The sequence below is a fragment of the Streptomyces sp. V3I8 genome (genome assembly GCF_030817535.1).
Classification (GTDB): Bacteria; Actinomycetota; Actinomycetes; order Streptomycetales; family Streptomycetaceae; genus Streptomyces.
Window position 1 is genome coordinate 4,992,071 of the sequence record NZ_JAUSZL010000002.1, and the last position, 25,738, is coordinate 5,017,808.

Consider the following 25,738-nt stretch of genomic DNA (forward strand, 5'->3'; position numbering starts at 1 on the left):
AAGTGTGACGACCCGGCGCGATGACGCAGGAGAGGGGTGGTGCTCATGAATGACGCGACGGAGCTCGGCGAGCGGGAGTTCATCGGCCGCCGGGGTGGTGACCGAGCCCGGCTCGTGCCCGCCGAGGTGATCGCCACGGTTCCTGAAGCCAGAGCGATGGCGCAGTCGGCGAGCACGGAACTCCGCTTCGACTTCCTGGACGACAGGGCCGTACTGCGGATGCTCAGGTTGCGTCATGCTGATGAGGAAGCGATGTTCGCAGCGGGCTTCAGGACCGGCGTTCCGCTCGCAGTCATCGGCTTCGGCGCGGCGGTGTACTGGGGCGGGGCCGCTCAGTACTGGGAGTCCGGCAGGGCGCAGATGGTCTACCTCGTCGTCGCGGGGGCGGTCGTCCTGTCGCTCCTGGCGCTCTACATCCGCACGGCGGTGGCGCACTGGAGAGACCCCGTGCGCCAGAACCTCCGCGCACGCGCCCGGAAGTACCGGGAGGTGGCGCATACGGCCCGCAGGGGTGGTGCCGCGGTCCCCGCCCACTACCCGTACTACGGTCCGTATCCTTTCGCGGCTGGTTTCCACCCCGAAGCCGAAGAAACAGAAGAAACCGAAGAAGCCCAAGAAACCGAAGAAGCAGATGAACCTGAGGGCGAAGGCCGGGCATGATCACGACAGCAGCTGATGAGGACCTCCGGGAAGCAGCCGGAACGGAGGGCATCGATGTCCGTTGGATCATGCCGGAGGGGTTCTTCGAGATCCCGATGGACGCGGAGGATCTGGACGAGACCGCGGAACAACTCGTCGAGCTGGCCCGAAAGGCGCTCCCGGAGGCCGATTTCGAGGTCCAGCTGCAGTGGGCGGTCATGGTTGCCGCCCACTACGACTCGTTCGTGGAAGCGGGAGTTCAGTACGCCGGCCTTTGCATGACCGAGGTGGACGGCACGCGCTGCACGGCCACGGTCAGCATCAGCATGGTGGACCTCGACCAGCGCGCGGGAGCGAGGCCCGTCAGGTTCCTGGGCTCGTCGATGCGACACCTCGGGCTCGGACAGGTCAGCGAGATCGAACTGCCCTGCGGACCCGCTGTTTCCTGTATCGGGACGAGGAAGGGCAGCCTGGACGGAAGCCTGACGGCGTCCGGCGCCGACGAGAATGTCCTGACGTCCTTCATCCAGGTACAGATACCGCTGGTCAACGGGACCTGTGTGGTCCTGGAGATGGGATCGCCAACTGCTGAGGGATGGGAGGTGTTCTCCGCCATGTTCGCCGGAGTGGTGAAGAGTGTCCGGCTGTTCGACGATGCGGGCAAGCCGCTCGTGATGCCGGGATGAGCGGCGCACCGGCCGCGTCGGCGCCGCCCAAGGACTACCGGTTGCTGGTTCCGCGTGACTGGTTCCGGATCGACCTCACCCAGGACCGGTGGCGCGGGCAGCTGAAGACCTTCGTGGACTTCCAGGCGGAAGGCCGGAATGTACCGGCGGAGGCACAGCAGGAGGCGTGGGCCACTCTGCGCAACACCGCCGAGGCCGGCGTCGCGGGCGGTGCGCTGGAGTTCTTCCTGCGGCCGGAGCTGTCCGACGGCAGCATCATGCCCGCCTCGCTCATCGTGTCGTTGGTCCCACGGCCCGGATCCCTGACGCCCCGGGACCTCCTGCCGGTGTTCGAAGCGGAGGAACGCGACCGCGGGCGTGCTTCCGAAGTGTCGGTTGTCGAACTCCCGAGCGGCGGGGCGGTACGGATCCTGACGCCCGCCACCCTGGACCTGTACGTCCACATGCCGGGAGCGGTCGGGTACCTGGTGCTCGCTTTCGCCGTGCCTCTGACCGGTATGCGAGGGCCGATGCACCGACTGTGCACCTCGATCGCGGAATCACTGCGCTGGATCATGTGACCCCGGCCGGGCAGATGACAGGGGCGGCGGCCGGAAGTCTTCCTGCCGACCCCACCCGCTATCCTCGTCCGGACCCCGCGAGGAATGGGAGAGCCCATGTCTGTTGGATCAGAGGCCGGGAAGCCCCGGGCCCAGGGTTCTGGGCGCTCGGTCGTGGGGAACGTCGTCTTCGGCGTCGGCCTGCTGCTCGTCCTGGCCGCCATGACGCTCGGTGCCTACGCGGGCGTCGCCCTGGCCGTCCAGATGACGGACGATTCGTTCCTGTCGTCGGCGGTGCCGGACGACGGACGCAACGCGCTGGTCGTCGGGGGCATCGGCGCGGGCGGCTTGGCGGGCCTTCTGGTACCGCTCATTCTGTTCTCCGCCGTCCGGGGCACTGAGGACAAGCCCAGGACCGGACCCGGAGAGGCCCTGCTCAAGGTCCTTGGCGTCCTCGTCGTCGGTGTCTACCTGCTGCTCGTCTCCGTGGTCGCGGCACAGCTCGGCCGGTTCCTCCCCGAAGGAGCGACCACCCTGGTGAGCGTCTTCGTCGTCGGCTTCAGCTGGATGCCGCTGGCGCTCGTGCCATGGGAGCGGTTCGGGCTGAGAGGCGTACAGGAACTGCTGGGTTCCTCCCGTGGAGCTGAGCACGGTCCGGTGCGTGGCCAGGCGCGCGGCCGGGACGACAGTTCAGACAAGCCGGACTGAGTCCGCCAACTCGTCCGCCATCCGACCCAGTTCCTCGCCGAGTCCCGGAGCCCTCCAGAGCAGGCGGCACTCCAGCGCGGTGGGACGGGCCCGCGGCAGGACGTAGTGGGCCACACCCTCCAGTACGGAACCGTCGCCGGTATCGGGATCCGTGGGCTCCAGCCGGTGCATCCGCAGCGCGGCCCCCAGCGGCAGCTCGACCTCACTGATCTCCGGAGGCCGGAAGAACGGACCCTCGGCGCTTTCGGCCGCCGCGCGCAGTATGTCCAGCCGCAGCGACTCCGGTGGGATGCCCGCCAGCTCGCGTACGCAGTAGAACGCGGCCACGCCACCGTCCTGCGGTGTGAGGAGCGCGGCGCACAGAGCCTTCTGCCGGGCGGCGACATCGTGATACCAGAGCACGTCCGCCGCGAACGCCGTCCGCCACTCGTCGGGTACGCCCGCCGTGAAGTGCTTGTCGGCCGCCGAGCGGGCCCATTCCTCGGGCCGCGGAGCGGTGAGGTCGAGCACGAGCCAGTTGTGCGGAGCGGGCAGCGTGACACGGCACTGGTGCCAGTCGGCTGCCGCCGTGGACGCGGACGCGTCTGCCGTGGGCATCGGCGGCTACCTCCCCGCCAGTGAGGCATCGGGTCCGGTCACGTCGATGTCGTCGCCCCCGAAGAGCCCGACGAAGCTCTTGGTGTCCGAGCCAGCCCCCGTACCGGTCGCCCCGAGCGCCCACGAGTTGTACTGCAGGGCCTGCTTGAAGGCGTCCGGCGTACCGATGATGTTCAGGTCCGACGGGTCGATGTTCTTGATCCGGGCGAGCTCGTCGACCATGCCGGGACCCACGTACATGCTGGCGAGGCCGCGCGCACCACCCGCGCGCCAGGCGTCACGGACGGCGGAGACGTTGTCGCCGACCTTGAGCAGGTCCCGCCAGTTGCCCCGGATCGTGCCGAGGTCGTCGGCGAAGGAGGCGCCCAGGCCCCTGAAAGCGGCTCCCAGGCTCACGTTGGGCGCGGCGGCCGTCGCGGTCGCTCCGGCGCGCGCACCGACCATCTCGACGACCAGCGCGCGCCGCGCCGCCGCGTTGAGACCGGGGTTCCACCCGCGTACGTACTGGGCCGCCGCCGTCCACACACGACTGCGGCCGGCCGTCGCGGCGAGCTTGGCACCGGCGGAGAAGACCCGGCCGATACCGAAGGTCGCGAGGCCCAGTACGTCCATGGCGACATCGCCCCACGACCCGTCGCCGTTGATGGCGAGGAGCAGATGGCAGACGAGCGAGACGGCGGTCGCGATCAGTGCGATGGTGCCGAGGACACCGGCGATCGCCTGTCCGATGACGGGGATCCAGCCGACCAGGAGTGCCACCAGCCCGCAGACCGCCGCGACGGCTCCCGCGATGTCCGCGACGATCTTCAGGGTGTCGCGCAGCTCGTCCAGCCAGGAGTCGTTGAGGTCGTCGCTCTCGGTGATCAGGTGGATCCGCTTGGCGGCGGCGTTGCCGGCTGTGTCGTGCCGCGTCTTGAGCGGTACGAGTTTGCCGCGCAGGTCATCCAGTTCGCCCTGCAGGCCCGTCACCGCGCCGTCGAGCTTCTTCTGCCCGGTCTCGTCGGTGTCTTCGGGCGGGCTGTCGGCCTTCGACCTGGCGGTCGTCAGGTCACCGCTCTTCGTCTCGGCCTGCCCGAGGAGCCGGTCCGCCTCCTCCTGGATCTCCTGGAGTTCGGTGTGGTACTCCTTCAGCGCGATGCCCGCCTCTTCGTAGCGGTTGTGCGCCTTGCTCACGGTCTTCGCGGTGTCGTCGGCCTTCTCGGCGAACTCGCGGCCGGCTTTGGAGTCCCAGCTCTTCTGGTCACCGAGTCGGCGCAGCGCGGCAGCGGCGTCCGAGATGGTCTTCGCCGTGGCGGTGAAGCGTCTGGCGAGCGCCTTGAGGTCGTCCACGTCGCCGGGCACCGGATCCGCGCTCTCGCCCAGCACCTCCCAGCGGTGGTCGGCGGGACGCGTCACTTCTTGCCCCCACCGGTCTTGTCCTTGCCGACCAAGGCCTTGTAGAGCTGTTCGTCGATCTCGGTGTACGCCTCGCCCGCCGTCTTGGCCACCTCGCCCAGGCCTTTGATCTCCTCGATCATCTTCTCGCGGTTGTCGTTCCAGCCGTCGGAGAACTCCTGCAGCCGTTCCTGCAGCAGCTTGTGGCCGACCGTCCGCCGGTCGTAGGAGTCCAGAAGCTTGTCGAGCCCTTCGAACTCCGTGGCCACCGTCCGCAGTCCCACGCCCGCCGTGTGCAGGTCGTCGGTGGAGACTCTGAGCCGCTCGCTCATCCTTGTTGCCCCCGTGGTTCCTGAGTCTTTTTCTGCCAGCGCAGAGTACCGGCGACCGCGTCGAAGAGCTCCGTCATCGCATCCGCGATCGGCTCCAGCGGAGTGCTGAACGTCAGCATGAGGACCTCGTCCCGATCCGGTACGGGGACGAAGTACTCCACGACGGTGTCCTCGAACTCGCTGCCGAGCCGCCGCGTTTCCCGGCTGCGTTCCGTACGCCGCCGACGGACCGCCGGTCCGGTGGTCGGCAGTCGTACGCGGGAGGTCTCGCCCTTGCCGGACAGCGCCGAGACCACGCCAAGGCTGTCGAACCGCTGAGAGAGCCTGGAGATCAGCAGGGACGCGGAGAGAGGGATCCCCGCCGCTTCCAGGAACGACAGGTAGAGCACCACGCCGCCCTGCTCGACGCCCGCCCCGGCCGCGCCCAGCAGTTGCTCCTCCGCCTGTCGGCGAAGCACCGGCTGATCGTCCACGCCCGCGAACTGCCTTTTGACCAGCGCGCTCACGGACGCTTCGCGACGGTCCAGTGGCTGAAGCGGGATGCGGTACCAATCCTCGGGCGTGATGAGGCCGAAGACGTTCTCGCTGTCGGCGCTCCGGTCGGACGGCGCGGTCTGCTGCATGCCGACCGACGCTAGCCGCGGGGGGTGTGTTTTCGCCACAGCGAACTTTCCCGTGAGCGGATACAGACAGCCACGAAAGGGGTCAATCGGAACTGACAGAGCTGGCAGGGCCGGCCGAATTGGTGGGACCGGTGAGTCCGGTCTCTGAACGCCCTCTCTGGCGGAGTACGGCCACGGCAATCAGCAGCGCAGCCATGGCGACGGTGGCCGCGAGACCGACCGCCCACAGCCAGGGCTGGGTACGGAAGGTCCAACTGGGCGCGACGGATACCCCGCGACCCCACTTGCCCGTGTCCTGGGCGACGAAGATCAGAGAGGCGAGCTGGAGCATGACTGCTCCGCAGAGGACGGCCAGCAGCGTGCGGCCGAGCGATCGGGCCTTGTGCGTCTTCCAGCGCTCCTTGCTCAGGCCGGCAAGAGTCATCACGAAGAGCGTCACCACGCAGGGCACGAGCGCTCCCGCGAACACCGCGAAGCCGTACGCGCCGCCCGGCCAGGCATCGGCCACCCACTTCCAGGTGTCGTCGCCCCAGTACTCGTTCATGAAGATGAACAGGGCGAGCAGGACGGCGATGGCAAGCAACGCCAGGCAGCCGAACAATTTGTTCCCCGTACCGGAGTCCTCGTCCTCGCGCGCTGTCCGGCGACCGGGCCGGTGCTCGTACTGCAGCGAGGAGGCGGCGGCTTTGCGCCGACGGGGCTTGGCCGAACCTGCCATCTTGTTATCTCCCAGGTGTCTCGGTAAGGGCTTCAGGGGGCTCGGCGAAGGAAACCGTCTTAAGAACGGCCCCCATCAGTTCGACGAACTGGGCCCAATGATCCACTGAGGCTGTGAAGAGCGTGAAGACAGCGGTGAACGCACCCGTTGGAAAGGGAACATAGACTTGGATCTGGGCAGTGACGAGATCTGTTGTATCGCCGCTCGCCGAGAAATCCTTGTTGATGGTGAATTGGCGCCAAGTCGTGCACGACGCTGCTGGGCCACATGGCAAGTCAAGCCATTCGACCTCGTTGTACGGGTCCTTGGACAGGGTCGCGAGGATTCCCTGCGTGGCGACGTCTGTATCGGTGTCTGCTTGATCTGTGGGAATGGCAGCCAGAGTGAAGGCGCATTGGGCTGCACCGACTGACAAGTCATGCCTGGCTATCTCGCCCGTCCCCGACGAGGTCTGTTCTTCCTCAGACGTGGAGAACAGGCCCAGCGCGGCGTAGGAGAGACCGGTGTTCCCCATGAGTTCCGCCATCGCCGCGAAGTAGGGAGTGGCGGGATCCCATACCCTTTCGTCCCCACGAGAATAGAGCTCACGGACGAAGGACCGTGCGCGCTCCGCGCGTTCCTCGGGCTCGAGGGCGAGGGGAAGTGCGAAGAACCCCTCCGGGACCAGGAACCAGACAGGCGGAGGCTCGGTCGTCGGAGTGGGTGAATGAAGTGGCGCAGTAGGGTTGGCAGAGGGGTTCATTGAGCTGTAGACCGGTCCGATTATCGTGTGCCGCAGGGTTTTAGAGGTCTTCGGGGTGATAATCCTCAGCATCGACCTCTATGCCATCGGAGTCCATGACAAGACTCTCCTCCGAGGAACCGAAGGAGGAGGTGAACTGACTCGGTGGCAGGATGTCCACGTTGTAGTGGCCGCATGCGTTACGAGTAATGATAGGAGTAACGGAATCTGATGCATCGATTTCTCTGATGAATTCTGAGATGGTTGTGCGTTGTTTCGTGCTGAGTGATTCCAGGGGCAGCAGGTCGGGCGGTTGCATGAAGTATCGCGTGAGCGCTCTTCGCCAGACGCAGGTCAGCCTGCACCATGAGCCGTCCGTGAAGGTGACTGTGAAGTCGTTGCCGTCCTTGAAGTCCTTGAGTTCGACGATGTCGATGTCGGTGCGTGAGCACTGCCAGAGGACTTCGTCGTCGATCGCTTCGAGATTCTTCCTGTCGAAGGGCAGGCTGACCAGAACCAGCCTGCGATCGGTGACGATCGCGTGCGTGCGGTGGTGCTTGTGGTCGAAGCGGCTGGGATCCAGTTGCCAGGGCAGGGACCGGGCCAGGGTGTCCGGCGCGGCCCACATCACCGGGAAGTCCTCGACCTCGTTCGCCGGGTCGTCCGGAGTGTCGGAGCCGGAGTCGTCGGAAGGGGTGCTGACATTGCCGCCCGCGGAGCTCAGAAAGGCCATGACGGCCACGCCGGCCGCTGTCGCCGCACCCTTGACGGATCTTCGGACCACCGTGCTTCCCGTCGAACGGGGAGTGAAGGAAGGGCCTTCGGGCCAGCCGGGCAGCTTGCGCTGAATATCGTTGCGGTCAGTGTCACGGAACCAGCGCATGCCTCTGACGCGTGGCGCGGCTCCCGTCGCGAACGCGACAGGAGCGCGGCCAAGAAGCGTTTCGCCCGGTTCTGGCTGCCAGATGTTCATTTCTATGCGCGCTTTCTGTGAGGCGACCCGTCAGCCTACTCGTCTGGAGTTCGCTCCGCCCTGCGCACGCGCGAGGTGAAATGCGATCTCGCGGACTAGTCCTCGGACAGCGTGTCCTTGATATTGGTGGCGGCCTTCGGCGCGATCTTCAGGGTGCCGTCGAGGGCCCTGCCGAAGTCGCTCAGCGGATCCACATTCCCCTTCATCAACGTATTGATGCCCTTGGTGCCGAGCCATTGCCCCTCGTGGTAGCCGGCACTCACAAGACCTCCCATGCGTGATGCCAGACCGCTGCTCGCATGCGAGACCTCATACACGTGCTTGGATATGCCGCCGATCTTTACCAGACCAGCTTTTCCGAGCCCGTCCGTGAGACCTTGTGAACTCTTGCCGAACGACATCAGGACGCGTGAGCGGCCAATCCTTGTGTATTGGAATCCGTCTCCGAGAAGCGCCACCTTGGCCTGAGCCGCTTTCCTGCCCAGCTTGGCGGTCTTGCCCGCAACCTTGACGCCCTTGCCGAACGTGCCGATGCCGGGCAGCAACCCCAGTGCGTCTGTGCCGAGGGTCATCCAACTCACGTCCGCGCCAGCCGCCATGGCAACACCGTGGGCTGCCAGAGCGAGCCCGCTGCCGATCAATGCGGCCGTGCCGAAGATGGCAGCGAGGGGCGGGAACGGAAGTGTGACGATGGCCAGCATGCCCATCAGCGCGGAAATGTTGCTGAGTACGTCACCGATCGCTTTGATCAGGTCGGCGTGTTCCGTGAGCCACTCGCCTGTCGCGTCCCAGCTGTCCGCGATTCCTTGGCCCAGCTTGTCCCAGAAGCCCGGCTCGTTCGGGGCTATGTCGCCCGCCTTGTCGAGCTCCTTGCTGATCCTGTCCGCGGCACGCTTGTAGCGGTCCTCCAGGTCGTGGACCTTGCCCGTGATCTCGTCGACCGCGCCCGACGCCTTGCCGAGTTCCTCGCTGCCCTTGCCGTTGTCCTTCGCGCCAGCTTTCTGCTGGGCCGTCTCCCTGGCCTCCAGCTTCTCGCCGGCCGACTTCTCCAGGCGGTTCGCCTCGTCCTGGAAGTCCTCCAGTTCACCGGCCCACCGGTGCAGCGCGCGCGAGGCCTTGTCGAAGGAGTCGTGGCTCTTGCGGATCAGCGGGGTGACGTCCTGGCCGACGTACTCCGTGAACGCGACCGCCGTTTTGCCCTTCCAAGCGCCGGCCTCGATCCGCTCCAACTCGCGGAGCGTGGTGCTCAGATCCCTCGCCAGGCCCCCGAGCTTCTTCGCGAGGTCCCGGGTGTCGTCGTGGTCTCCCGGCGTCGGATCCCAGCCGATGTGGGGGAAAGCAGGACGCTTGCCGGCCACGTCTACTTGTCCTTCTTCTTCGTCCTGAGGGACTCGGCGAGATCGTGGTCGAGCTTGCCGAACTCCTCACCGATCTTGTTGATCATCTTCACGGCGCCCTGCGTGTGCTTGCCGAGCTGCTTGATGCCGAAGCCCCACTCGTCGGCGAACTCGTGCACGTTCTCGACGAGTCCGCTCTCGCCGACCGCGGAGCCGTCGGCACCGCGGAGTGTGCGGCGTGCGCTGTCCATCCGGTCGCTGATCGTCGAGAAGGTCTTCTTCAGATCCTCGAAGACGGTGTCCTCGAGACGCAGGTCACTCATGGTCATCCATGTGGAGTTCGGACTTTCGCAGGAGGGGTGGTCGGGGAGAGGGGGTCAGCGGTTGACCGACTGGATCTCCTCGACCGTGATGTTCTGGACGGCCTCGATCGTGCCGTCGGGCAGACCGACCGCTCCGGCCTGGCCCGTGCCCGTCCAGCTGATCTCCCAGGTGAGGGCCGCCTTGAGAGGGAAGGTCTCGCCGCCGGACGAGCGGCGGTAGACGATGCCGCAGGGCGGGGTCTGCTTTGCCTTGCCCTTGGCGTACGGTTCGCCGATCTTGCCGTTCACGATGGGGCAGCCGCCGTCAGCGGGGATCGTTGTGGCGTCCGCCGTACCTGGACTGAGTGTCAGGGACTTGGGCTTCGCGGTGGTGGTGGCTGTGATGTTGAATCCGGGTGCGTTGATCGCCGCCGTCGCCTGGACCTCGTCGAACACGGCCTTGTCCAGCCACGCCCACGTCGGCAGGTTCACCTTGGTGATGGCCTGGGGCGCGAGTGTCACCTTCGTGCCCGGCAACTCCATGTGCTGGTAGGCCAAGGCCGCGAGCATCTCCGGTGTGATGGCTTCCTCGTACTGCGGCGGTGGGGTCTCGCCGTTTTCGACCCAGAAGGGGAGGTCGGAGCATGAGGTCCGCGCGGCGTAATTAGGTTCATTGGGGTTTTCGACACCGGCCCAGAACATTCCCTCGCCGTCCTTGTCGACGTTGTAGTCCTTGTAACCCGGAGTATCCGCCCAGCCGTAGTCGTCCTTGTAGTGGCGCTGTACCTCGCCGATCGCCGAGTCCGCGGTTCCTGTGATGGCAGGGTCGTTCTGCCACTTCTCGATGTCGCTCGACATCTTCTTCTTGAAGTCCTTGGCACCCAGGTAGGGGGCGTACCAACAAGCGGGTGGTGTCCAATTGACGTCGGCGGACGAGACGTTGCCGATACCGCCATTCTTGGCGACCGCACCGGAGTATTGAACCTGAGCAGCTGCGTAGATGCCGGTGTCGTCGCTACCACCACCTTGCTGATTGCTGCCGGCGCCGTTGTCGCTAGGTTTCGGCTCTGCCGTGTGGGCCGGTGTCGTCAGCAGGAGGGCGCTGAGGCTCAGTGTCAGGGCAGCCGCGCTGATGTTGAGAGGCGTGTGCCGTGCTCCCTTCACTGGCACTTCGCCGCCTTCACCTCGACGAACACCTTGGAGGCCTGCCACAACTTGTCGCTTGTGGGGAACTTGACCATAATGATCTTGAAGTAGTCGAAGTCCTCGATACTGGGCTTGGTTTTGCGCACCTTCCCGGTCTTGACCTCTTTGCCGTAGAACTTGCTGGAGTCCACGCAGAACGCAATCTCCACCGACTTGCCATTCGGGGCGGAATGGGTCGTGGCCCGGTAATGACGCCGAGTGCCAGTTGCCGTCCAGCCGTCGTCGACCCTGTCGCTGATCTGTGTCTCCGCGTAGTGGAGGCCATCGCCCGTGGCGTACGCGGTCACGGCAGCGTCCTTGGTCGTACCCTTATCGACGCCGTGGTAGATCGCACGGACGTAGTTGGCGGCGTCGTCCATGGCCGCTGCCTCGTTCTTCGCTTTCGGCTTGTCCCAGTCGAAGACCAGGTTCATGTCCTTGGGCAGGGACACGTCCACGCCGTCCGGCTTGTCTTTCGCCGCCCCTGCCGGTTCCGCCGACTTCGACGGCTTCTGCGAGGTCTGGTCGGCGCCTGCGATCTTGTCGTTGTCGCTGGACTTGTCGTCCCCGCCGCCACATGCCGTCAGCAGCAGGGCTGCGGTGGCGGCGAGCGCGGTAGCAACGGGCAAAGTGCGGCGCTTCACAGTGAACCCCCGTGAGACTCAGATGCATTCAAGAGCCACGACGGTATCCGTGGGGCGGACGGTTTCGCTACCGCGAACTTCCCTCAACGGCCGGTCGGACAGGGAGGAACCGGGGCAAGTCCACGGGGCAAGTGACCCGATCGTGTCAGAGTGCACAGCGGTTCAGGACGGGCCTCGGGCGGGTTCCGGACAGCCCCGGGCTCCGGACGGCGCGGGTGCGCGTCCGGAGCCCAGGGTTTCGCTTCTACCGGACCGTGCCGTGTTCCGGCTCCCGGCAGCGCGGGCAGCCGCACGGTGGATACGCCGACGTCTGCGGCAACGGATCGACTCCCTGGCCGGCCCGGACTTCGACCCTGCTCCGCTCCTTCGTCACGGCGCCCCGTGCGTCGACCGTGTAGACCCGCAAGGTGAGGCGCGAGCTACGGCCGGAGGGTTCCGTGAGGTGCAGTACGTCCGTCATCGGCGGGTACTGATCGGCGCACTCCGGGCACGCGTACACGTTGAAGCCGGGGCCCGTCGCCGCGTGCACCTCGTGGACCAGGATCGGTCGATTCGTCACGCGGTGGCAGCGGGCGCACATCCGTACGGGCGGGCGCGTCATCGGGCGGCCATCGGGACGCCGTGGATGCAGTCCGGGCCGATGTCGATACCCACCGTCGCCAGATAGAGGGCTCGGCGGCGTTCGCGTTGGCGGCGGAATTCCGCCGCGCCGGTGCTGCGGATGGCGCTGAAGCGGGGCGGGGGAACCGGGATGAAGCGGAGTGGCGGGAGTGCGCCTTGGCGGTGGCGACCGCGTGGGCGCGGGGTGCACGCGTCCAGCACCTTGGCGAGAAGGCGGAGGGTAAGGTCCAGCACGTTGACGCTCCTTCGAAGCGTTGGCCATGCCCCGGGACGGTTGCCTCCGTCGCCGGGGTCTCTGCAATTTTTAACACGCTGTAACTCGCATACGTGTGGTGTATAGCAGTATCGCGTTATCGAACGAGTGATGCCGTGGGTACTAGTCGTACGCTGTTCGATATGACAGCGGACTCAGGTCAGTCGGCCATCGATCCGAACAAGATCGCTTACGTGTACATGCAGGTGGCGGACCACATCGCCGACCGCATCGCCAAGGGTGACCTGCGGCCCGGTGCTCGACTGCTCGGCGAGCGAGCTCTTGCTGAGGACTACGGGGTGGCCAACCTGACGGCCCGCCGCGCCGTCCGCGAGCTCCGTGAGCGCGGGCTCGTCGTTACCCTCCCCGCCAAGGGCACCTTCGTCGCGTACCCCGAGACGGCAGAGGACGGCCAGGAGCAGGAGCAGGAGCAGGAGTAGTAGAGGTTCGTGGGCGTTCGCGTTCACCGCGCGCGGGCACAAAACAGGCATGCCATGCTGCCTCTCCGCCCCGCACGACGTCCTGCGATCCGCCGCCACCTTCGCCCCCACCCTGCTCCGAGCCCTCCACCACGCAGCCCGTCGCGGAACGGCGCAGGCGCGCCACCCCCAGCGCCGCCCCCATGACCCCGACGCCATATCCGCCGTCAACCTGGAACTGGTCACCCTCACCGAGGACCGGGCCGTCATGACCTGGCACACCGGTGTGGCGGGCAGCGACGACGGGTTCGGGCGCATGGTCCCCGCGGTGACCGAGGGCGAGGTCGTCTACGGCACCCACCCCGCCCGGCTGAACCGGACCGCGTCCGAGGGGCGGAACACCGCGCACCACTACGTCGAGCTGACCGACCTGGAGCCGGGGCAGACGTACTACTACCAGGCCCGTTCCCGTGGTTCGGCGGCCATGCCCACGCCGTTGCACCTGGTGAAGGGCAACGCTGTGGGGACCTCCCTGTACGGGTTCGGCACCCACGGCGGCCCGTACTCCTTCACCACGCCCCAGCCGCCTCCCGGCCGCCACCTGCTCTCGGTCGCGCTCTGCAACGACCTGCATCTCGGCGAGACCACCGCCGGGCTGGTGACGGGCGTGCCGTTGATGCGGGGCATTTCGCAACGGCTCGGGCTCGCCCCGTACCCGGAGGTCATGGGCGAGGCGCTGGTGCAGGAGGCGCACCGGCGCGGGGCCCGGCACCTGCTGGCGGCCGGGGACATATCGGCGGGCGGGGCACCGGGTGACCTGGCCCGGGCCAGACGGCTGCTGGACGGGTTCGGCACGCACGGGCGGGACTATTTCGTGGTCCGGGGAAACCACGACCGGCGGGCGCAAGCCGTCGCCGGGGCAGGCGGGGACAGCTTTCTGGACGCCTTCCCCAGCGACGGCGGCGGCGGATCGGGAGACGGGGCGGCGTACTTCGCGCGGGACCTCGGCGGCCTCCGCGTCCTCGGCCTGGACACGTACGAGAAGAGGGGGAGCGGCGCCGGCGCGGGCGGCCTGTCCGACGAGCAGATTGCCTGGTTCCGGGCTCAGTTGCGGGACCACGCGGACCAGCCCACGCTGGTCTTCGGGCACCACCCGCTGACCGTACGCAACTCGCCGTTCCCCGTGACGGGCGGACAGTGCCTGAACCGTCGCCAGGCCCGCGCGATCCTCGCCGCGTACGCCGCCGCACCCGGCGTCTTCCTCCACCACGCGGGCCACACCCACCGCAACAAGCGCACGGTCCTGCCGCAGGCGCGGCACGTCACGTTGCAGGAGGTGGGCGCCGTGAAGGAGTACCCGGGCGGCTTCTGTCTGCTGCGCATCCACACCGGCGGTTACGCACTGAACTACTACAAGACCAGCAGCGGACCGGCGCGGGAGTGGAGCGAGCGCAGCCGGCGCGTGGCGGCGGGCCTGTGGCCGCAGTACGCGCTCGGCCGCTCGGTCGCGGATCGCAACAGCGTCACGGTCCGCGACCTGTCGGGCATCACGCCGGCCGCGGCACGGCACTCTCCCGCGCACGCGCGCGGCTGATCACCGCCCGGACCGAGTGCGTAGGCTCTCCTGGGTTCGCGCACGCCAGCTCGCGACGTACCCTTCGTCACCGCCGGAACCGGGGAGAACAGCCGACATGGCCCGCTACATGGAAACGCTCACCATCGAGCGTGGTGGTTTTCGGATCAAGGTGCCGGAGTCGTGGTGGGAGTTCGACGTGCGGCCCGAGTCGCGGGAGGACTCGATCCGGCGCATGGTCGACGAGCGGATGCGGCAGCAGCCCGAGCTGGCCAAGTACAGGGACACGTACGCCGCCTTCCTGCAGAAGGCCGCGGCCGACGCCTGGAAGTCGGGCGCCCTGTACTGCGGCTGCATGGCCGAGAGCTTCGGCGGCGACATCCCGATCACCGGGTCGATCACCGTCTCCCTCGTCGGCGGGCGTACGAAGGAGGGTGAGCCCCTCTCCACCGATCCGCAGGTCATGGCGTCCCAGCTCGCCGTGCGCGAGGCCAAGAAGGAGGGCGACGCGTGGCGCAAGGTGACCACGGTCGACATCCCGGACGTCGGGCCGGCCGCGCGGACGTACGGCATCGAGGACATCCCCGTACCCGGTGACGCGCTCAATCGCACCATCCGTGCCGTGCTCATGCAAACGTTCATCCCCGTCCCGGGCCAGGAGGGCAAGGTCGCCCTCGTCGCCGGGAGCAGCCAGGTGCTGGACCTCGCGGAGTCGTTCTTCGACATCTTCGACGCGATCACGTCGACGTTCCGTTTCGCGGAGTAGGGCCATGGGTGAACGGCGGCGTCCGGCGTAGCCAAACGGCGCCCCCGCAGCTTCCCCTCGGTCTCCTCCGGCTTCCCTCGTGACCTTTTCATCGAACGCCCGTACCCGATAACTTCACTTGTGCGTACGAGTGCTTGATGAGGTTGGCGTGACGGGGGTTGCGTGGTGGTGGGGTATCGGCCGACGGACTGGTATGTGCTATATGCCATGCCGCAGTCCTTCGCCGGAACCTGCTGGCGGACGGCCGTCCGGTAGGAGCAGGCCAGGCGGCGGCCCACATCGTCCCCTCCACGTTGAACCGGGCGATCGGACGCACGGCCGACAGCCGCGCCATTCTGAGTCGCTATGGAGTCGACATCGACGAGGCGGCGAACGGAATACCCTTGAATCACTCACGACCCCACAACTTCACCCACCGCAACCCGTTCCTGCTGCGGCTCAATCAGCACCTCGCCGCGACAGAGCGAGCCGGTCTGGCCCGAGGGCTCACCAACCAGCAGATCGGTGACACCATTCGCCAGGAACTGCGGGAGATCGGGCGCCAGGTCACGCACGAGTTGTCACCCTCGCAGATGGTGAACAGCATGCCCGCACCGACCGCCCGTTGGACAAGGCTGACATTCTGACAGAAGGCACCATGACGTCTGCAGAGAAACAAGGCCCTCTCTCCGTGTACCGCCTGCTGCCGAGCATGCGGGAGTTCCAACTTCTGCATTTCGACCACTCACCCGTGGAACTCATGCGCTGGCAGCTCGGCGGCTCCGTCGGCGAACCCCCCACCGACTTCCACGCCGAATGGGGAGGCGATCCGCGGTGGCCCAGAAGTGAATTCCCCAACGGGGATCCCAGTTGCCCACTCCTCAGCGGCCGCATCGTCGACGCCCTGGGAGACGAACTCGCAGCGGCGGGGCGACTCGTGCGGATCGACATCGACGGAGGCGGGATCGTGGGAGGTGACTACTTCCTCCACATCGTGGAGCGAGTCGTCGACTGTTTCGACGAGCAGCGTTCATCGTCACCGGATCAGCTCGGCAGGATCAAGGAGTCGGTGTTCCGGCCGGACGCGCTGCCCGTCGAACTGGCGGCGTTCCGTTTTCCGCAGTTCCCCACGGCGGTCTGCTGGAACGGATGGATGGTGGAACGTCTCCGTGGGCTGCTGGGGGAGCAACTCGAGTCCAGGCTGGTGTGGTCGGAGGATTCGGAGCTCTCTCCGCACCCTGCCCCGTGGGGTTTCTGAGCGTCCGGCTCAGGCACGGCCGCTCGCGGCCCGCCGGTTCGAGGCAGGACTCCGTCGTCGCGCACTGATTGGTAACGGGCATGTGGCGCATGTGGGGCATGTGGAACGGGTGAGGGGGAGACCTTGATCAGCCGGACCTCGCGGCTCTCCGTCCACCGGCTGATGCCGGGCCCCGGAGAGTTCCGGACGCTGTCTCTCGACGAGTACGCGCACCGGAAGCTGATCCGGTGGCTGCGTACAGGGTCCCCGGCGGACCTTCCGGCGGAACTGCGCGCGGAATGGGTCGGGAACCCGCGACTGAGGCCGGCGGAGTTCCCCTGCGGTTACCCGGGGGCTCCCGTGTTCGGGCGCCGGATCGCCGATCTGCTGCGCGATGAACTGCACGCTGCCGGAAAGTACCTTCCGGTCCTCCTTGCCGAGGAGGACGCGAAGGAGGGCGCCCCGGACTACGTCCTCTACGCTGTGGACAAGGTGGTCGACTGCGTCGACGTGCGCCGGCCGTCGAAGCCGAAGAAGGGCACGGGCAGGATGAAGGCGACGGTCTTCCGCCCCGATGCCCTGCCGACCGGTCTGCCCGCCTTCCGGGTGCCCGAACATCCCGGGGCCGTTCACTGGAACGGGTGGATGGTGGAGCGCCTGCGCGGGCTCCTGGGCGACGATCTGGAGGCCCGGCTCGCCTGGTCCGAGGACCGGTCCCGTATCCCGCATCCCGACCCGTGGGGCTTCTGAGCCGTGGTTCCCGGGCGACGGCCGGCTGCCGCCCGGCTCAGCTGTGCTCGGCTCCGCCGCCGCTCCCCGCCCGCACCTCCTCCAGCAAACTCCGCAGCGCAGGCGGCAGTTCGGGCACGGTCGAGCCCGCCGACCGGGCCGCGGCCAGGGCCTGTGCGTACTCCACCGCCGTTTCGCGCAGGCGCTGCTGCTCACGGTGTTTGCGGGCTCCTGCCGGCCAGGTCGTGATCGCGAACAGGACGGCGAAAAGCGCGGCCATGCTGCCGAGAGGGTTGTCCTCGGAGAACGACCAGGCCACACAGTCGATCGCCACGAACAGCAGCAGGCACCCCGCCTCACCGTGCCAACCGCTCTCCTCCGCCATGGCCTCGTACGACGCGACCGACGCAGCCGACGCAGCCGACGCGACCGACGCGACCGACGCGACCGAGGCGACCGAGGCGGGCTCGGCGGGGACGGACACGGGGAGGGCTGCCTTCACCTCCGTCGTCAACAACCCCGCCTCCTCGTACGAAGGAATCGGCACCGTCTCCCGGCCTCCGCTCATCGAACGGCCCACCAGCCGGTCCGGGACGTACGCCACCGCCACCACGAACAGCGGGCCCGCCGGCCCGAACGCCCGCTCCGGGCGGCCGTCGGGGGCGGGCAGGGCCGAGCCCACGAACGGCCGAGGGACGACGGGCCCGGCGAAACCAGCGAGCTGCGCAATTCGGAGTTTCCGGTTGTTCGTCGAACATGCGGGGAATTCTCGGGGCGAAAACACGGTGGCGCAGGACCCTTTGTCGAACAAACCGGTCGAGGTCTTGGGCGAACGGGGCAGATCGGACTGTCGGGAACGTCCCTGCACACGCCGACGCAGAAGAGCAAGAAGAGTAAAAGTGCCCATATTCGGGAGGGGGGATTCACTGTCCTATTGCGTCGGTTGACACGGGCGGGTTTTGTCGCTCGAATGTGATCAGCGCACCGTTGGATATTCCGGTGTGAGAGGCACGCCCATCCGGTAAATGGCGAGTCGCCATCAGTCCGGACAAAGTCGCCAGGACGTCACATCCGAGGCGGGGACGTGTCCACGGCTCACAGGAGCTCGCATCATGAGCACGACTCACCGCACCCGTCCCCGTGCCGTCGGCAGGGGAGTGCTGGCCGCCGTGACCGCCATGGTCGGCGCGGCCGGTTTCATGTCGGTCGGCACGACCGCGACCGCCGCCACGGTCACACCTCCCCCGGTCAACGCCGACTTCGACTACCAGATCGGCGCGCCCTACGCGCCCGCCTCCGGAGTGAAGGTGGTCTCCCGCGACCACACGGCCTCTCCCGTCGCCGGCCTCTACAACATCTGCTACGTCAACGCCTTCCAGGCGCAGACCGGGGCCGAGAGCGAGTGGGGGGACCTGCTGCTGCGGGACGCGCAGGGAGCGATCGTCTACGACGAGGACTGGGACGAGGCATTCCTCGACATACGCACCGCGACCAAGCGCCAGCAGATCGCGAACAAGATCAATGTCTGGACGGACGACTGCGCCGCCAAGGGCTTCAACGCCATCGAGCCGGACAACCTGGACTCCTTCACGCGCACCTCGCTCATCAGCGAGGCGAACGCCAAGGACTTCGTCAAGCTGCTGTCCACGCACGCCCACGGCAAGGGGCTGGCGATCGGGCAGAAGAACACGCCCCAGCTGTCCACCGCGCGTTCCCAGACGGGCCTCGACTTCGCCATCGCGGAAGAGTGCGGCGAATGGGAGGAGTGCGGTGACTACACCAAGGGCTACAACGACAACGTCATCGCCATCGAGTACAAGAAGTCGGCCTTCGACGCCGCCTGCGCCGAGTGGGGCAAGCGACTCAGCATCGTCCTGCGGGATGTGTACGTCACCGCGCCGGGCAGTGGCGCGTATGTACGGCAGTCCTGCTGATCCGTTGATCGGCTGACCGTTGATCGGCTGACCGACGATCGGCTGGCCAACGGATCGGCTGACCGGCAGATCCGCGGATCCGCTGATCCGTCCGGGCTCCGGCCGGCGTTCGACGCCCGGCCGGAGCCCGGTCGTGGGTTCCGGGCCCGCCGGGAGTCACACTTTCGGCTCGAAAGTTCTCCACCCCCGCCTCCGCCCCCGCCCCCACCCCGCCTCCGCCCCGTCCCCCCCCGCCCGGCTCACGTGAGCGACCGGTGCAGGCATCATGGACGCAGCGTGACCATCGGGCGGCGTGACACCGGCCGGTGATTCGCTGCCGCACATCGGCAGCCCCCCTGTGCAGCCCCTTCCCCGACCGGGAACCGAACGCCCCGCATTGCGCGTGGACAACGTCGGGGCGTGTGGGGTTCGCGGACTCGGTCGCGCCTTGAGGGGCTTATGTGCTGCTGATACGGTGCGATGACTTGACACTCGTTCCGGCCATGGCTATTCGCCGGTTATCCGACCAGGTCGGACGGTACGCCCGGTGAGGGCGAAGTGTTCGAACTGTTTGAAGTGCGTCAAGTGTCCTGAATGGCGAAAACCTTCTTGGGTGTACGGGGATACGGGGAGCGGTTGCGTGAAGATCCAGGAGCGTACGGGGGCGGGCAACAACCGTTCCTCCGCGCCGGTTCAGCCGACGACGGGTGAGCGCCTTCCCTCCCCGCCTCGCGAGCGCAAACCGGCGCTGGCCGCACTCGCCGTGCTGCTGATCCTGCTGGGTGCGCTCGGGGCGACCATGCTCGTGCTGCGCGCCGGCGACCGTGTCGAGGTCATCAAGGTGACCGCCGACATACAGCCCGGCGAGTCCGTCGACGGCAAGGTGGCCTCGGTCCTGGTCGCCGACGACGCCGGGATCAACTACATCAAGTGGACCCAGCTGGAGACGCTGAAGAAGCTCAAGGCCAAGTCCACGATCTACAAGGGCACCCTCGTCATCGGCGAGATGTTCGGCCCCAAGAGCACCCTCGAGGCGGGCAAGGCCGTCGTCGGTCTCTCCCTCAAGGAGGGGCAGTACCCCGAGAACCTCGCCGTCGGCGACCTCGTGGCCGCCTACCAGGTCGGCAACACCGGCTCCGCGAGCTCCAGCTCCGACTCGGACAAGACGGGCTCCGGTTCGACCGGCTCCGCGGGTAGCGCCGACGCGCCGATCGTCGAGGAGGCCCGCATCACCAACGTGCCGCCGACCAAGGGCGACAGCACCATCAGCAGCACCAACAAGCGTTTCACCGTGACCGTCGACGAGAGCGACGCCGCCGCGCTGGCCCGCGCCGCCTCGGCGAACCAGGTCGCCCTCGTCAAGGTCCCCGGCAACTAGCGGCGGAGAGTCACACACACCATGGCCCTCATCGCCCTCGCCGCGGACAAAGGCTCCCCCGGCGTCACCACGACCGCCGTCGCGCTCGCCGCCGTCTGGCCGCGCCGTGTACTGCTCGCCGAGACCGACCCGGCCGGCGGCGACCTCGTGTACCGCAGCGCCGCCGCGCACGGCGGGCCGCTGAACCCCAACACTGGCATGCTGTCCATCGCCGCCACCGCCCGCCGAGGCCTCGTACCGGACCAGATCTGGGACCACGTACAGCCGTTGAGCGGCGGCCTGGACGTGCTCGTCGGCCTCGCGAGCGCCGAGCAGGCCGCCGGGCTCGCCGGCCTGTGGCCCACCCTCGGCCGCGCCTTCGCGCAGCTCGCCGACTCCGAGCACGCGCCCGCCGACGTCATAGCGGACTGCGGCCGGATCAGCGGGGACACCCCGGCCGTGGAGATGTTCGCGCAGGCCGCGCTCGTCCTGCTCGTCTCGCGCACAGAGCCGGAGGCCATCGCGCGCGTACGCGACCGGGCCGCCGCGCTCACCGCCAGGCTGCACGGCGGACCGCGCGGCGCGGGCGCGCTCGGCACCCCCCTCATCGGGGTCCTCCTCATCACCGACCCGGGCGACTCCGCGAAGATCGTCCACCAGGTCAACGACATGCTGGTGGCCGCGCAGACCGGCGCCCGCGTCGTCGGCACGATCGCCGAGGACTCCACGGGCGCCGAGCAGTTGGCCGGCCGCAAGCGCGGGCGGCTCGACAAGTCGCTGCTCATCCGCTCGGCGCGCAAGGTGACCTCGGACCTCTACCAGCAGTTCGGCGCGGCCTGGTCCGTCCCGGCCGACGGCCCCAACGGCCGGCCCACCGCCGGAGCCGGCCGATGACCGCGCGGACGGCGCACGGGCGCGGGACGGCGGAGACGGCGTACCGGCGCGGGACAGCGGGGGGCGGCCGATGACCGCCGTCGACCACCAGCTGGTCAAGCGGTTCCGGCAGGAGGCCGGTGACCGGATCGCCGAGCAGCGCCGCCTCGACCAGGTCTCCGGCGTCACGCCGATGTCCAACGAGGACGAGCGGCAGTACGCGCGCGCCGTCATCGCCCAGATCCTGGAGGACCACGCCCGCACGGAGATCAACTCCGGCCGTACGCCGCTGGACGCCGAGACCGAGGAGCAGTACGCGGCCGCCGTGCACGCCGCGCTCTTCGGCGTCGGCCGGCTGCAGCCGCTCCTGGACAACCCCGAGGTCGAGAACATCGACATCAACGGGTACGACCAGGTCTTCGTCGGCTACGCCAACGGCGAGGAGGTCAGGGGCGATCCGGTCGCCGAGACCGACGAGGAGCTCATCGAGCTGATCCAGATCCTCGGCGCGTACTCGGGCCTGTCCTCCCGGCCCTTCGACTCCGCGAACCCGCAGCTCGACCTGCGACTGCCGGACGGTTCGCGACTGTCCGCCGTCATGGACGTGACGCGCCGCCCCGCGCTGTCCATCCGCCGCGCGCGCATGGGCAAGGTCTTCATGTCCGACCTCGTCGGCAACGGAACGCTCACCCCCGACATCGGGCACTTCCTCGCCTGCGCGGTCCGGGCCCGCAAGAACATCATGATCGCGGGCGCCACCAACGCCGGCAAGACGACGCTGCTGCGCGCCCTCGCCAACGAGATCCCGCCGCACGAGCGCCTCATCACCGTCGAGCGCGCCCTGGAGCTGGGCCTCGACACCTTCACCGACCTGCACCCGAACGTCGTGGCGTTCGAGGAGCGGCTGCCCAACTCCGAGGGCCAGGGCACCATCTCGATGGCGGAACTGGTCCGCCGGTCGCTGCGTATGAACCCCTCGCGCGTCATCGTCGGTGAGGTCCTCGGCGACGAGATCGTGACCATGCTGAACGCGATGTCGCAGGGCAACGACGGCTCGCTCTCCACGATCCACGCCAACAGCTCCAGCGAGGTCTTCAACCGCATCTCCACGTACGCGCTCCAGGCCACCGAGCGCCTGCCCATCGAGGCCAGCCAGATGCTCGTCGCGGGCGCGGTGAACTTCGTGGTCTTCGTCCAGCGGCGCAACGACTACCAGACGGGCGGCCGGCTCCAGCGCATGGTCACCTCGATCCGCGAGGTCAACGGCGTCGACGGACGCGTCCTGTCCAGCGAGGTGTTCGCCGAGGCGCCGGACGGCCGGGTCGTGCCGCACGCGCCCCTCGCCTGCCTCGAGGACCTCATCCAGCACGGCTACCGCCTGCCCGGCAGCGGGAACTGGGGGTGAACCGATCATGAGCGACATCAGTGAACCGGCCACGGGCCGGCCGACCGTGCCCCTCGCCGCCCTCGACTCGCTCGGCTCCATGGGCGGGCTGTTCTCCACGACGGTCCTGTACGCGCTCGCGTGCGGTATCGCGGTGGGCGGCGGCCTCGCCCTGTTCGCCGTCGCGGTGCGCGGCCTGCCCGCCAAGCCCGAGCACGAGAAGCAGAAGGCGAGCGAACGCGCCTCCGAGCTCGTACGGTTCGCGGGGCAGCGCGGCTCCGTCGCCGCCGGCGCCGGCATCGTCGTCCTGCTGCTCACCCGGTGGGCCGTGGCCGGCATCGCGACCGCCGTCCTGGTCTTCTTCTGGGACAAGCTCTTCGGCGGCGCCTCCGAGGAGAAGGCCGCCATGCGCCGCGTGGAGGCCCTCGCCTCCTGGACGGAGTCGCTGCGCGACACCATCGCGGGCGCGGTCGGCCTGGAACAGGCCATCCCCGCCTCCGCCCGCGCCGCGGCCCCGGTGCTGCGCCCGCACCTCGACGCGCTCGTGGACCGGCTGCGCTCCCGTACGCCGCTGCCCGACGCCCTGCAGCAGCTCGCCGACGAGATCGACGACGCGTCCGCCGACATCATCGTGGCCGCGCTGATCCTCAACGCGCGCCTGCGCGGCCCGGGTCTGCGCCAGGTCCTGGGCGCGCTCGCCAAGTCGGCGCGCGAGGAGGTCGACATGCGCCAGCGCGTGATGGCCCAGCGGGCCTCTACCCGCCGCTCGGTGCAGATCGTCGTCGCTGTGTCGATCGCCTTCGTGCTGGGCCTGTCCATCTTCAACCGGGAGTTCGTCGAGCCGTACGGAACGGCCGTCGGACAGCTCGTACTCGCGTGCGTCTGCGGGCTGTTCGCGCTCGGCTTCTGGTGGCTGCGCAAGCTGTCGACCATCGAGACGCCGGAGCGGTTCCTGGTGCGGGACGAGGCGTCGGTCCAGTTCGTCCGGCCGCGGGGGCCGTCCCAGCCGCAGTCACTGCCGGAGGAGGGGGTACGCCGATGAACTCGACCCTGACCCTGCCCGTCCTGGTCGGCGCCGTGCTGGGCCTCGGCATCTACGCCCTGGTCCGGGCCCTGATGCCGACCAGGCGCAGCGCGGTCGCCCAGGTCGCGCGCATCGACGCGATGCGGGCGCGCGGAGCGGCGTACGAGTCCGCGCACCGCACCACCGACGCCGGGCGGCTCGGCAGCGTACGGGCCCGGGTGGGGCAGCGCGTCGCCGAGCTCTACCTGCAGCAGGGCTGGGAACAGCGCTCGCTGCGGGCGGACCTGTCGGTGCTCGACCGGAGCTGGGAGAACTTCCTCGCGACGAAGGTGCTGCTGGGCGTCGGGGGACTGTTCTTCGGGCCGCTCATGTTCGCCGTGGTGTGGACGCTCGGCTTCGGCCGCAGCCCCGCCATCCCGGTCTGGCTGGCGCTGCTCTGCGCGCTCGTCTTCTTCTTCCTGCCGGACCTGGAGGTGCGGCGGGACGCGGCCGAGAAGCGGCGCGACCTGCGGCGCGTGATCGGCGCGTACCTGGACCTGGTGTCGATGAGCCTGGCGGGCGGCCGTGGTCTCCCGGAGGCCCTGATGGCGGCCGCCGAGGTCTCCGACGGCTGGGCCACGCAGCGCATCCGCAACGCGCTCGCGGACGCCCGGATCACCGGCATCAGCCAGTGGCAGGCCCTCGGTTCGCTGGGGGAGGAGATCGGGGTCGAGGAGCTCAAGGACCTGTCGGCGTCGCTCGCGCTCGTGGCGGACGACGGCGCGAAGGTGCGCGAGTCGCTCGCCTCCCGCGCGGAGACGATGCGGCACCGCGAACTCGCCGAGATCGAGGGCAGCGCCGGCGAGAAGTCGCAGTCGATGCTCGTGGCGCAGCTGCTGCTCTGTGCCGGTTTCCTGGTCTTCCTGATCTTCCCGGCGGCGATGCGCGTGTTCCAGGTCTGAGCCCGACAACCGACAACTGCTTCCGCGCCTGCTTCCGCAACTGCTTCCGTGTACTGCCCTGAACCGCTTTGAACCGCCTTGAGAGGACAACTCACCATGAACGGACGGAACTACAGCACCGGGATCCCGGGGGTGGACTTTCTGATCACCTTCCTCCAGGGCCGGGTGCAGCGCGCCCGCTCCGGCGAGCTCGACCGCGGTGCGTCCGCGGTGGAGTGGGTCATCATCTCGGCGGTCGTCGTGGCGATCGTCGGCGTGGTCGCCGCGATCATCAACGCCGCGCTCAGCGACGGTGCCAACAAGGTCGGCGACTGCATCAAGGGCGCGGACGCGGGCAGCACCTGCTGATTTTGCCGCCGTCCCTTCGCCGTCCCTTCTTTTCTCCCTCTTTCGCACACGGGGTCGCAGGTGAGCGCACGACGCTGGGTACGCCGCAGGGTGGAGGCCGCCTCCGCCCGCGGCGACTCCGGCATGACCGCGATCGAGTTCGTGCTGCTCACCCCCGTCCTCTTCTTCATGATCTTCGCGACGGTGCAGTTCGCGCTGTACTTCTTCGCCGACCACGTGGCCCAGGCGGCGGCCCAGGCGGGCGCCCGCAAGGCGCGTGCCACGGCCGACGAGTCCCCGGGCGCCTGGCGCGGCGAGACGCGGGACGTCGTGGACAGCTACATCGCGCAGCTGGGACCGCAGCTGGTGCTCGGGCCGGACGTGAAACTGCTCCAGCCGGACCAGAACACGGTCGGGGTGGAGATCACGGCGAAGGTGCCGTCGGTGTTCCCGGGCATGGACCTGACCGTGCACGCCCAGTCGGTGGGACCGGTGGAGCGGTTCGTCGAGGAGGGCGGGAACTAGATGCGTCCAGGTGTACGGGAGATACCTGACGCCGTGCGCGCGGCGGGTGACCGGGGACTGTCCACGGTGGAGGTGGTGATCCTCGCCCCCGTGATGATCCTCTTCATCCTGGTGCTGGTGGCCTTCGGGCAGCTGGTGGACGGGCGGGGGGCGCTCGACGGGGCGGCCCGGGACGCGGCCCGCTCGGGTTCGCTGCAGCGGGACGAGGGCTCGGCGATGGCGGAGGCGCAGAAGGCCGCGGACGCCGACCTGGCGGACGTCTGCTCGGGGCCGGTGTCGGTGAACAAGACGAGCGCCGGCTTCGAGGACGCCGACCTCTTCACCGTGGAGGTCAGCTGCGAGGTACGGGGCCTGGCGATGCTGGGCCTGGACGTGCCGACGCGACTGGAGGCGTCGTTCACCTCGCCGCTGGACCCGTTCAAGAGGAAGGCGTGAGGGC

At 68.3% G+C, this 25,738-nt stretch carries 33 protein-coding genes; 19 read left to right on the forward strand and 14 right to left on the reverse strand.

What is annotated here, in order from left to right:
* Positions 1-45: 45 nt before the first annotated feature.
* The 4 genes from QFZ75_RS22200 to QFZ75_RS22215 all read left to right on the forward strand — a co-directional run bounded on the left by QFZ75_RS22200 (position 46) and on the right by QFZ75_RS22215 (position 2,572).
* A complete protein-coding gene (locus QFZ75_RS22200; RefSeq protein WP_307539479.1) occupies positions 46-660 on the forward strand; it encodes a hypothetical protein in 615 nt (204 codons plus the stop codon).
* A complete protein-coding gene (locus QFZ75_RS22205) occupies positions 657-1,325 on the forward strand; it encodes a hypothetical protein (protein WP_307539480.1) in 669 nt (222 codons plus the stop codon). Before QFZ75_RS22200 ends, QFZ75_RS22205 begins: the two co-directional genes overlap by 4 nt.
* The gene (locus tag QFZ75_RS22210; RefSeq protein WP_307539482.1) at positions 1,322-1,885 is read left to right on the forward strand and encodes a hypothetical protein; all 564 of its coding nucleotides are present in this window, start codon (positions 1,322-1,324) and stop codon (positions 1,883-1,885) included. Before QFZ75_RS22205 ends, QFZ75_RS22210 begins: the two co-directional genes overlap by 4 nt.
* Before the next feature lie 96 nt (positions 1,886-1,981).
* Entirely contained in the window at positions 1,982-2,572 is a 591-nt protein-coding gene (locus QFZ75_RS22215) for a hypothetical protein (protein WP_307539484.1), read from the forward strand.
* On the opposite strand, the gene QFZ75_RS22220 is transcribed toward QFZ75_RS22215, so the two are convergent.
* From QFZ75_RS22220 to QFZ75_RS22280, 13 genes are all read right to left on the reverse strand, one after another.
* Complete coding sequence (locus QFZ75_RS22220) at positions 2,555-3,169, reverse strand: hypothetical protein (protein WP_307539486.1); 615 nt, start codon at positions 3,167-3,169, stop codon at positions 2,555-2,557. The two genes, QFZ75_RS22215 and QFZ75_RS22220, sit on opposite strands and share 18 nt — an antisense overlap.
* 6 nt (positions 3,170-3,175) lie before the next feature.
* Positions 3,176-4,564, reverse strand: a complete 1,389-nt coding sequence (locus tag QFZ75_RS22225) for a hypothetical protein (protein WP_307539488.1) — start codon at positions 4,562-4,564, stop codon at positions 3,176-3,178.
* Positions 4,561-4,875 carry a hypothetical protein gene (locus QFZ75_RS22230; RefSeq protein WP_307539490.1) on the reverse strand — a complete coding sequence of 105 codons (315 nt, stop codon included), beginning with the start codon at positions 4,873-4,875 and terminating at the stop codon, positions 4,561-4,563. Before QFZ75_RS22230 ends, QFZ75_RS22225 begins: the two co-directional genes overlap by 4 nt.
* Positions 4,872-5,498, reverse strand: a complete 627-nt coding sequence (locus QFZ75_RS22235) for a hypothetical protein (protein WP_307539492.1) — start codon at positions 5,496-5,498, stop codon at positions 4,872-4,874. The genes QFZ75_RS22230 and QFZ75_RS22235 overlap by 4 nt, the downstream gene beginning before the upstream one ends.
* Positions 5,499-5,580: 82 nt before the next feature.
* The gene (locus tag QFZ75_RS22240) at positions 5,581-6,216 is read right to left on the reverse strand and encodes a hypothetical protein (RefSeq protein WP_307539493.1); all 636 of its coding nucleotides are present in this window, start codon (positions 6,214-6,216) and stop codon (positions 5,581-5,583) included.
* Between the two features lie 4 nt (positions 6,217-6,220).
* Complete coding sequence (locus QFZ75_RS22245) at positions 6,221-7,030, reverse strand: hypothetical protein (protein WP_307539495.1); 810 nt, start codon at positions 7,028-7,030, stop codon at positions 6,221-6,223.
* Positions 6,999-7,910: a hypothetical protein gene (locus tag QFZ75_RS22250; protein WP_307539498.1), complete on the reverse strand. Its 912-nt coding sequence runs from the start codon at positions 7,908-7,910 to the stop codon at positions 6,999-7,001. The genes QFZ75_RS22245 and QFZ75_RS22250 overlap by 32 nt, the downstream gene beginning before the upstream one ends.
* Before the next feature lie 95 nt (positions 7,911-8,005).
* Positions 8,006-9,268 carry a WXG100 family type VII secretion target gene (locus tag QFZ75_RS22255; RefSeq protein WP_307539500.1) on the reverse strand — a complete coding sequence of 421 codons (1,263 nt, stop codon included), beginning with the start codon at positions 9,266-9,268 and terminating at the stop codon, positions 8,006-8,008.
* A gap of 2 nt (positions 9,269-9,270) precedes the next feature.
* Positions 9,271-9,570 (reverse strand): hypothetical protein, encoded by a 300-nt coding sequence (locus QFZ75_RS22260; protein WP_307539502.1) that lies wholly within the window; start codon positions 9,568-9,570, stop codon positions 9,271-9,273.
* 54 nt (positions 9,571-9,624) lie between these two features.
* Complete coding sequence (locus QFZ75_RS22265; protein ID WP_373466053.1) at positions 9,625-10,713, reverse strand: hypothetical protein; 1,089 nt, start codon at positions 10,711-10,713, stop codon at positions 9,625-9,627.
* On the reverse strand, positions 10,710-11,378 hold the full coding sequence (locus QFZ75_RS22270; RefSeq protein WP_307539505.1) for a hypothetical protein: 669 nt from the start codon (positions 11,376-11,378) through the stop codon (positions 10,710-10,712). Before QFZ75_RS22270 ends, QFZ75_RS22265 begins: the two co-directional genes overlap by 4 nt.
* 244 nt (positions 11,379-11,622) lie before the next feature.
* Complete coding sequence (locus tag QFZ75_RS22275; RefSeq protein WP_307539507.1) at positions 11,623-11,937, reverse strand: hypothetical protein; 315 nt, start codon at positions 11,935-11,937, stop codon at positions 11,623-11,625.
* A 38-nt stretch (positions 11,938-11,975) separates the two neighbouring features.
* Positions 11,976-12,233 (reverse strand): hypothetical protein, encoded by a 258-nt coding sequence (locus QFZ75_RS22280; RefSeq protein WP_307539509.1) that lies wholly within the window; start codon positions 12,231-12,233, stop codon positions 11,976-11,978.
* 162 nt (positions 12,234-12,395) lie between these two features.
* On the opposite strand from QFZ75_RS22280, the gene QFZ75_RS22285 reads away from it, so the two are divergent.
* From QFZ75_RS22285 to QFZ75_RS22310, 6 genes are all read left to right on the forward strand, one after another.
* On the forward strand, positions 12,396-12,692 hold the full coding sequence (locus QFZ75_RS22285) for a winged helix-turn-helix domain-containing protein (RefSeq protein WP_307539511.1): 297 nt from the start codon (positions 12,396-12,398) through the stop codon (positions 12,690-12,692).
* 49 nt (positions 12,693-12,741) lie between these two features.
* Complete coding sequence (locus tag QFZ75_RS22290; RefSeq protein WP_307539513.1) at positions 12,742-14,265, forward strand: metallophosphoesterase; 1,524 nt, start codon at positions 12,742-12,744, stop codon at positions 14,263-14,265.
* 97 nt (positions 14,266-14,362) lie between these two features.
* Positions 14,363-15,010, forward strand: coding sequence for a hypothetical protein (locus QFZ75_RS22295; RefSeq protein WP_307539515.1), 648 nt, complete (start codon positions 14,363-14,365; stop codon positions 15,008-15,010).
* Between the two features lie 158 nt (positions 15,011-15,168).
* Positions 15,169-15,636: an AHH domain-containing protein gene (locus QFZ75_RS22300; RefSeq protein ID WP_307539516.1), complete on the forward strand. Its 468-nt coding sequence runs from the start codon at positions 15,169-15,171 to the stop codon at positions 15,634-15,636.
* A gap of 11 nt (positions 15,637-15,647) precedes the next feature.
* On the forward strand, positions 15,648-16,247 hold the full coding sequence (locus QFZ75_RS22305) for a hypothetical protein (RefSeq protein ID WP_307539518.1): 600 nt from the start codon (positions 15,648-15,650) through the stop codon (positions 16,245-16,247).
* 123 nt (positions 16,248-16,370) lie between these two features.
* Positions 16,371-16,976: a hypothetical protein gene (locus QFZ75_RS22310; RefSeq protein ID WP_307539520.1), complete on the forward strand. Its 606-nt coding sequence runs from the start codon at positions 16,371-16,373 to the stop codon at positions 16,974-16,976.
* A 37-nt stretch (positions 16,977-17,013) separates the two neighbouring features.
* On the opposite strand, the gene QFZ75_RS22315 is transcribed toward QFZ75_RS22310, so the two are convergent.
* Entirely contained in the window at positions 17,014-17,637 is a 624-nt protein-coding gene (locus QFZ75_RS22315; RefSeq protein ID WP_307539522.1) for a hypothetical protein, read from the reverse strand.
* 430 nt (positions 17,638-18,067) lie between these two features.
* Between QFZ75_RS22315 and QFZ75_RS22320 the strand changes: the two genes are divergently transcribed.
* The 9 genes from QFZ75_RS22320 to QFZ75_RS22360 all read left to right on the forward strand — a co-directional run bounded on the left by QFZ75_RS22320 (position 18,068) and on the right by QFZ75_RS22360 (position 25,734).
* Complete coding sequence (locus QFZ75_RS22320; RefSeq protein ID WP_373465920.1) at positions 18,068-18,889, forward strand: endo alpha-1,4 polygalactosaminidase; 822 nt, start codon at positions 18,068-18,070, stop codon at positions 18,887-18,889.
* Positions 18,890-19,508: 619 nt separating this feature from the next.
* Positions 19,509-20,246 (forward strand): hypothetical protein, encoded by a 738-nt coding sequence (locus QFZ75_RS22325; protein ID WP_307539524.1) that lies wholly within the window; start codon positions 19,509-19,511, stop codon positions 20,244-20,246.
* A gap of 21 nt (positions 20,247-20,267) precedes the next feature.
* A complete protein-coding gene (locus QFZ75_RS22330) occupies positions 20,268-21,119 on the forward strand; it encodes a hypothetical protein (RefSeq protein ID WP_307539525.1) in 852 nt (283 codons plus the stop codon).
* Between the two features lie 70 nt (positions 21,120-21,189).
* Positions 21,190-22,503 (forward strand): CpaF family protein, encoded by a 1,314-nt coding sequence (locus tag QFZ75_RS22335; RefSeq protein ID WP_307539526.1) that lies wholly within the window; start codon positions 21,190-21,192, stop codon positions 22,501-22,503.
* Positions 22,504-22,582: 79 nt separating this feature from the next.
* Entirely contained in the window at positions 22,583-23,524 is a 942-nt protein-coding gene (locus tag QFZ75_RS22340) for a type II secretion system F family protein (RefSeq protein WP_307544685.1), read from the forward strand.
* Positions 23,521-24,447 (forward strand): type II secretion system F family protein, encoded by a 927-nt coding sequence (locus tag QFZ75_RS22345; RefSeq protein WP_307539527.1) that lies wholly within the window; start codon positions 23,521-23,523, stop codon positions 24,445-24,447. Before QFZ75_RS22340 ends, QFZ75_RS22345 begins: the two co-directional genes overlap by 4 nt.
* Positions 24,448-24,543: 96 nt before the next feature.
* Positions 24,544-24,795: a hypothetical protein gene (locus QFZ75_RS22350; protein WP_055509289.1), complete on the forward strand. Its 252-nt coding sequence runs from the start codon at positions 24,544-24,546 to the stop codon at positions 24,793-24,795.
* 123 nt (positions 24,796-24,918) lie between these two features.
* Entirely contained in the window at positions 24,919-25,299 is a 381-nt protein-coding gene (locus tag QFZ75_RS22355; RefSeq protein WP_307544687.1) for a TadE family protein, read from the forward strand.
* The gene (locus tag QFZ75_RS22360; RefSeq protein ID WP_307539529.1) at positions 25,300-25,734 is read left to right on the forward strand and encodes a TadE family protein; all 435 of its coding nucleotides are present in this window, start codon (positions 25,300-25,302) and stop codon (positions 25,732-25,734) included. It abuts the gene before it with no gap.
* Positions 25,735-25,738 lie beyond the last annotated feature (4 nt).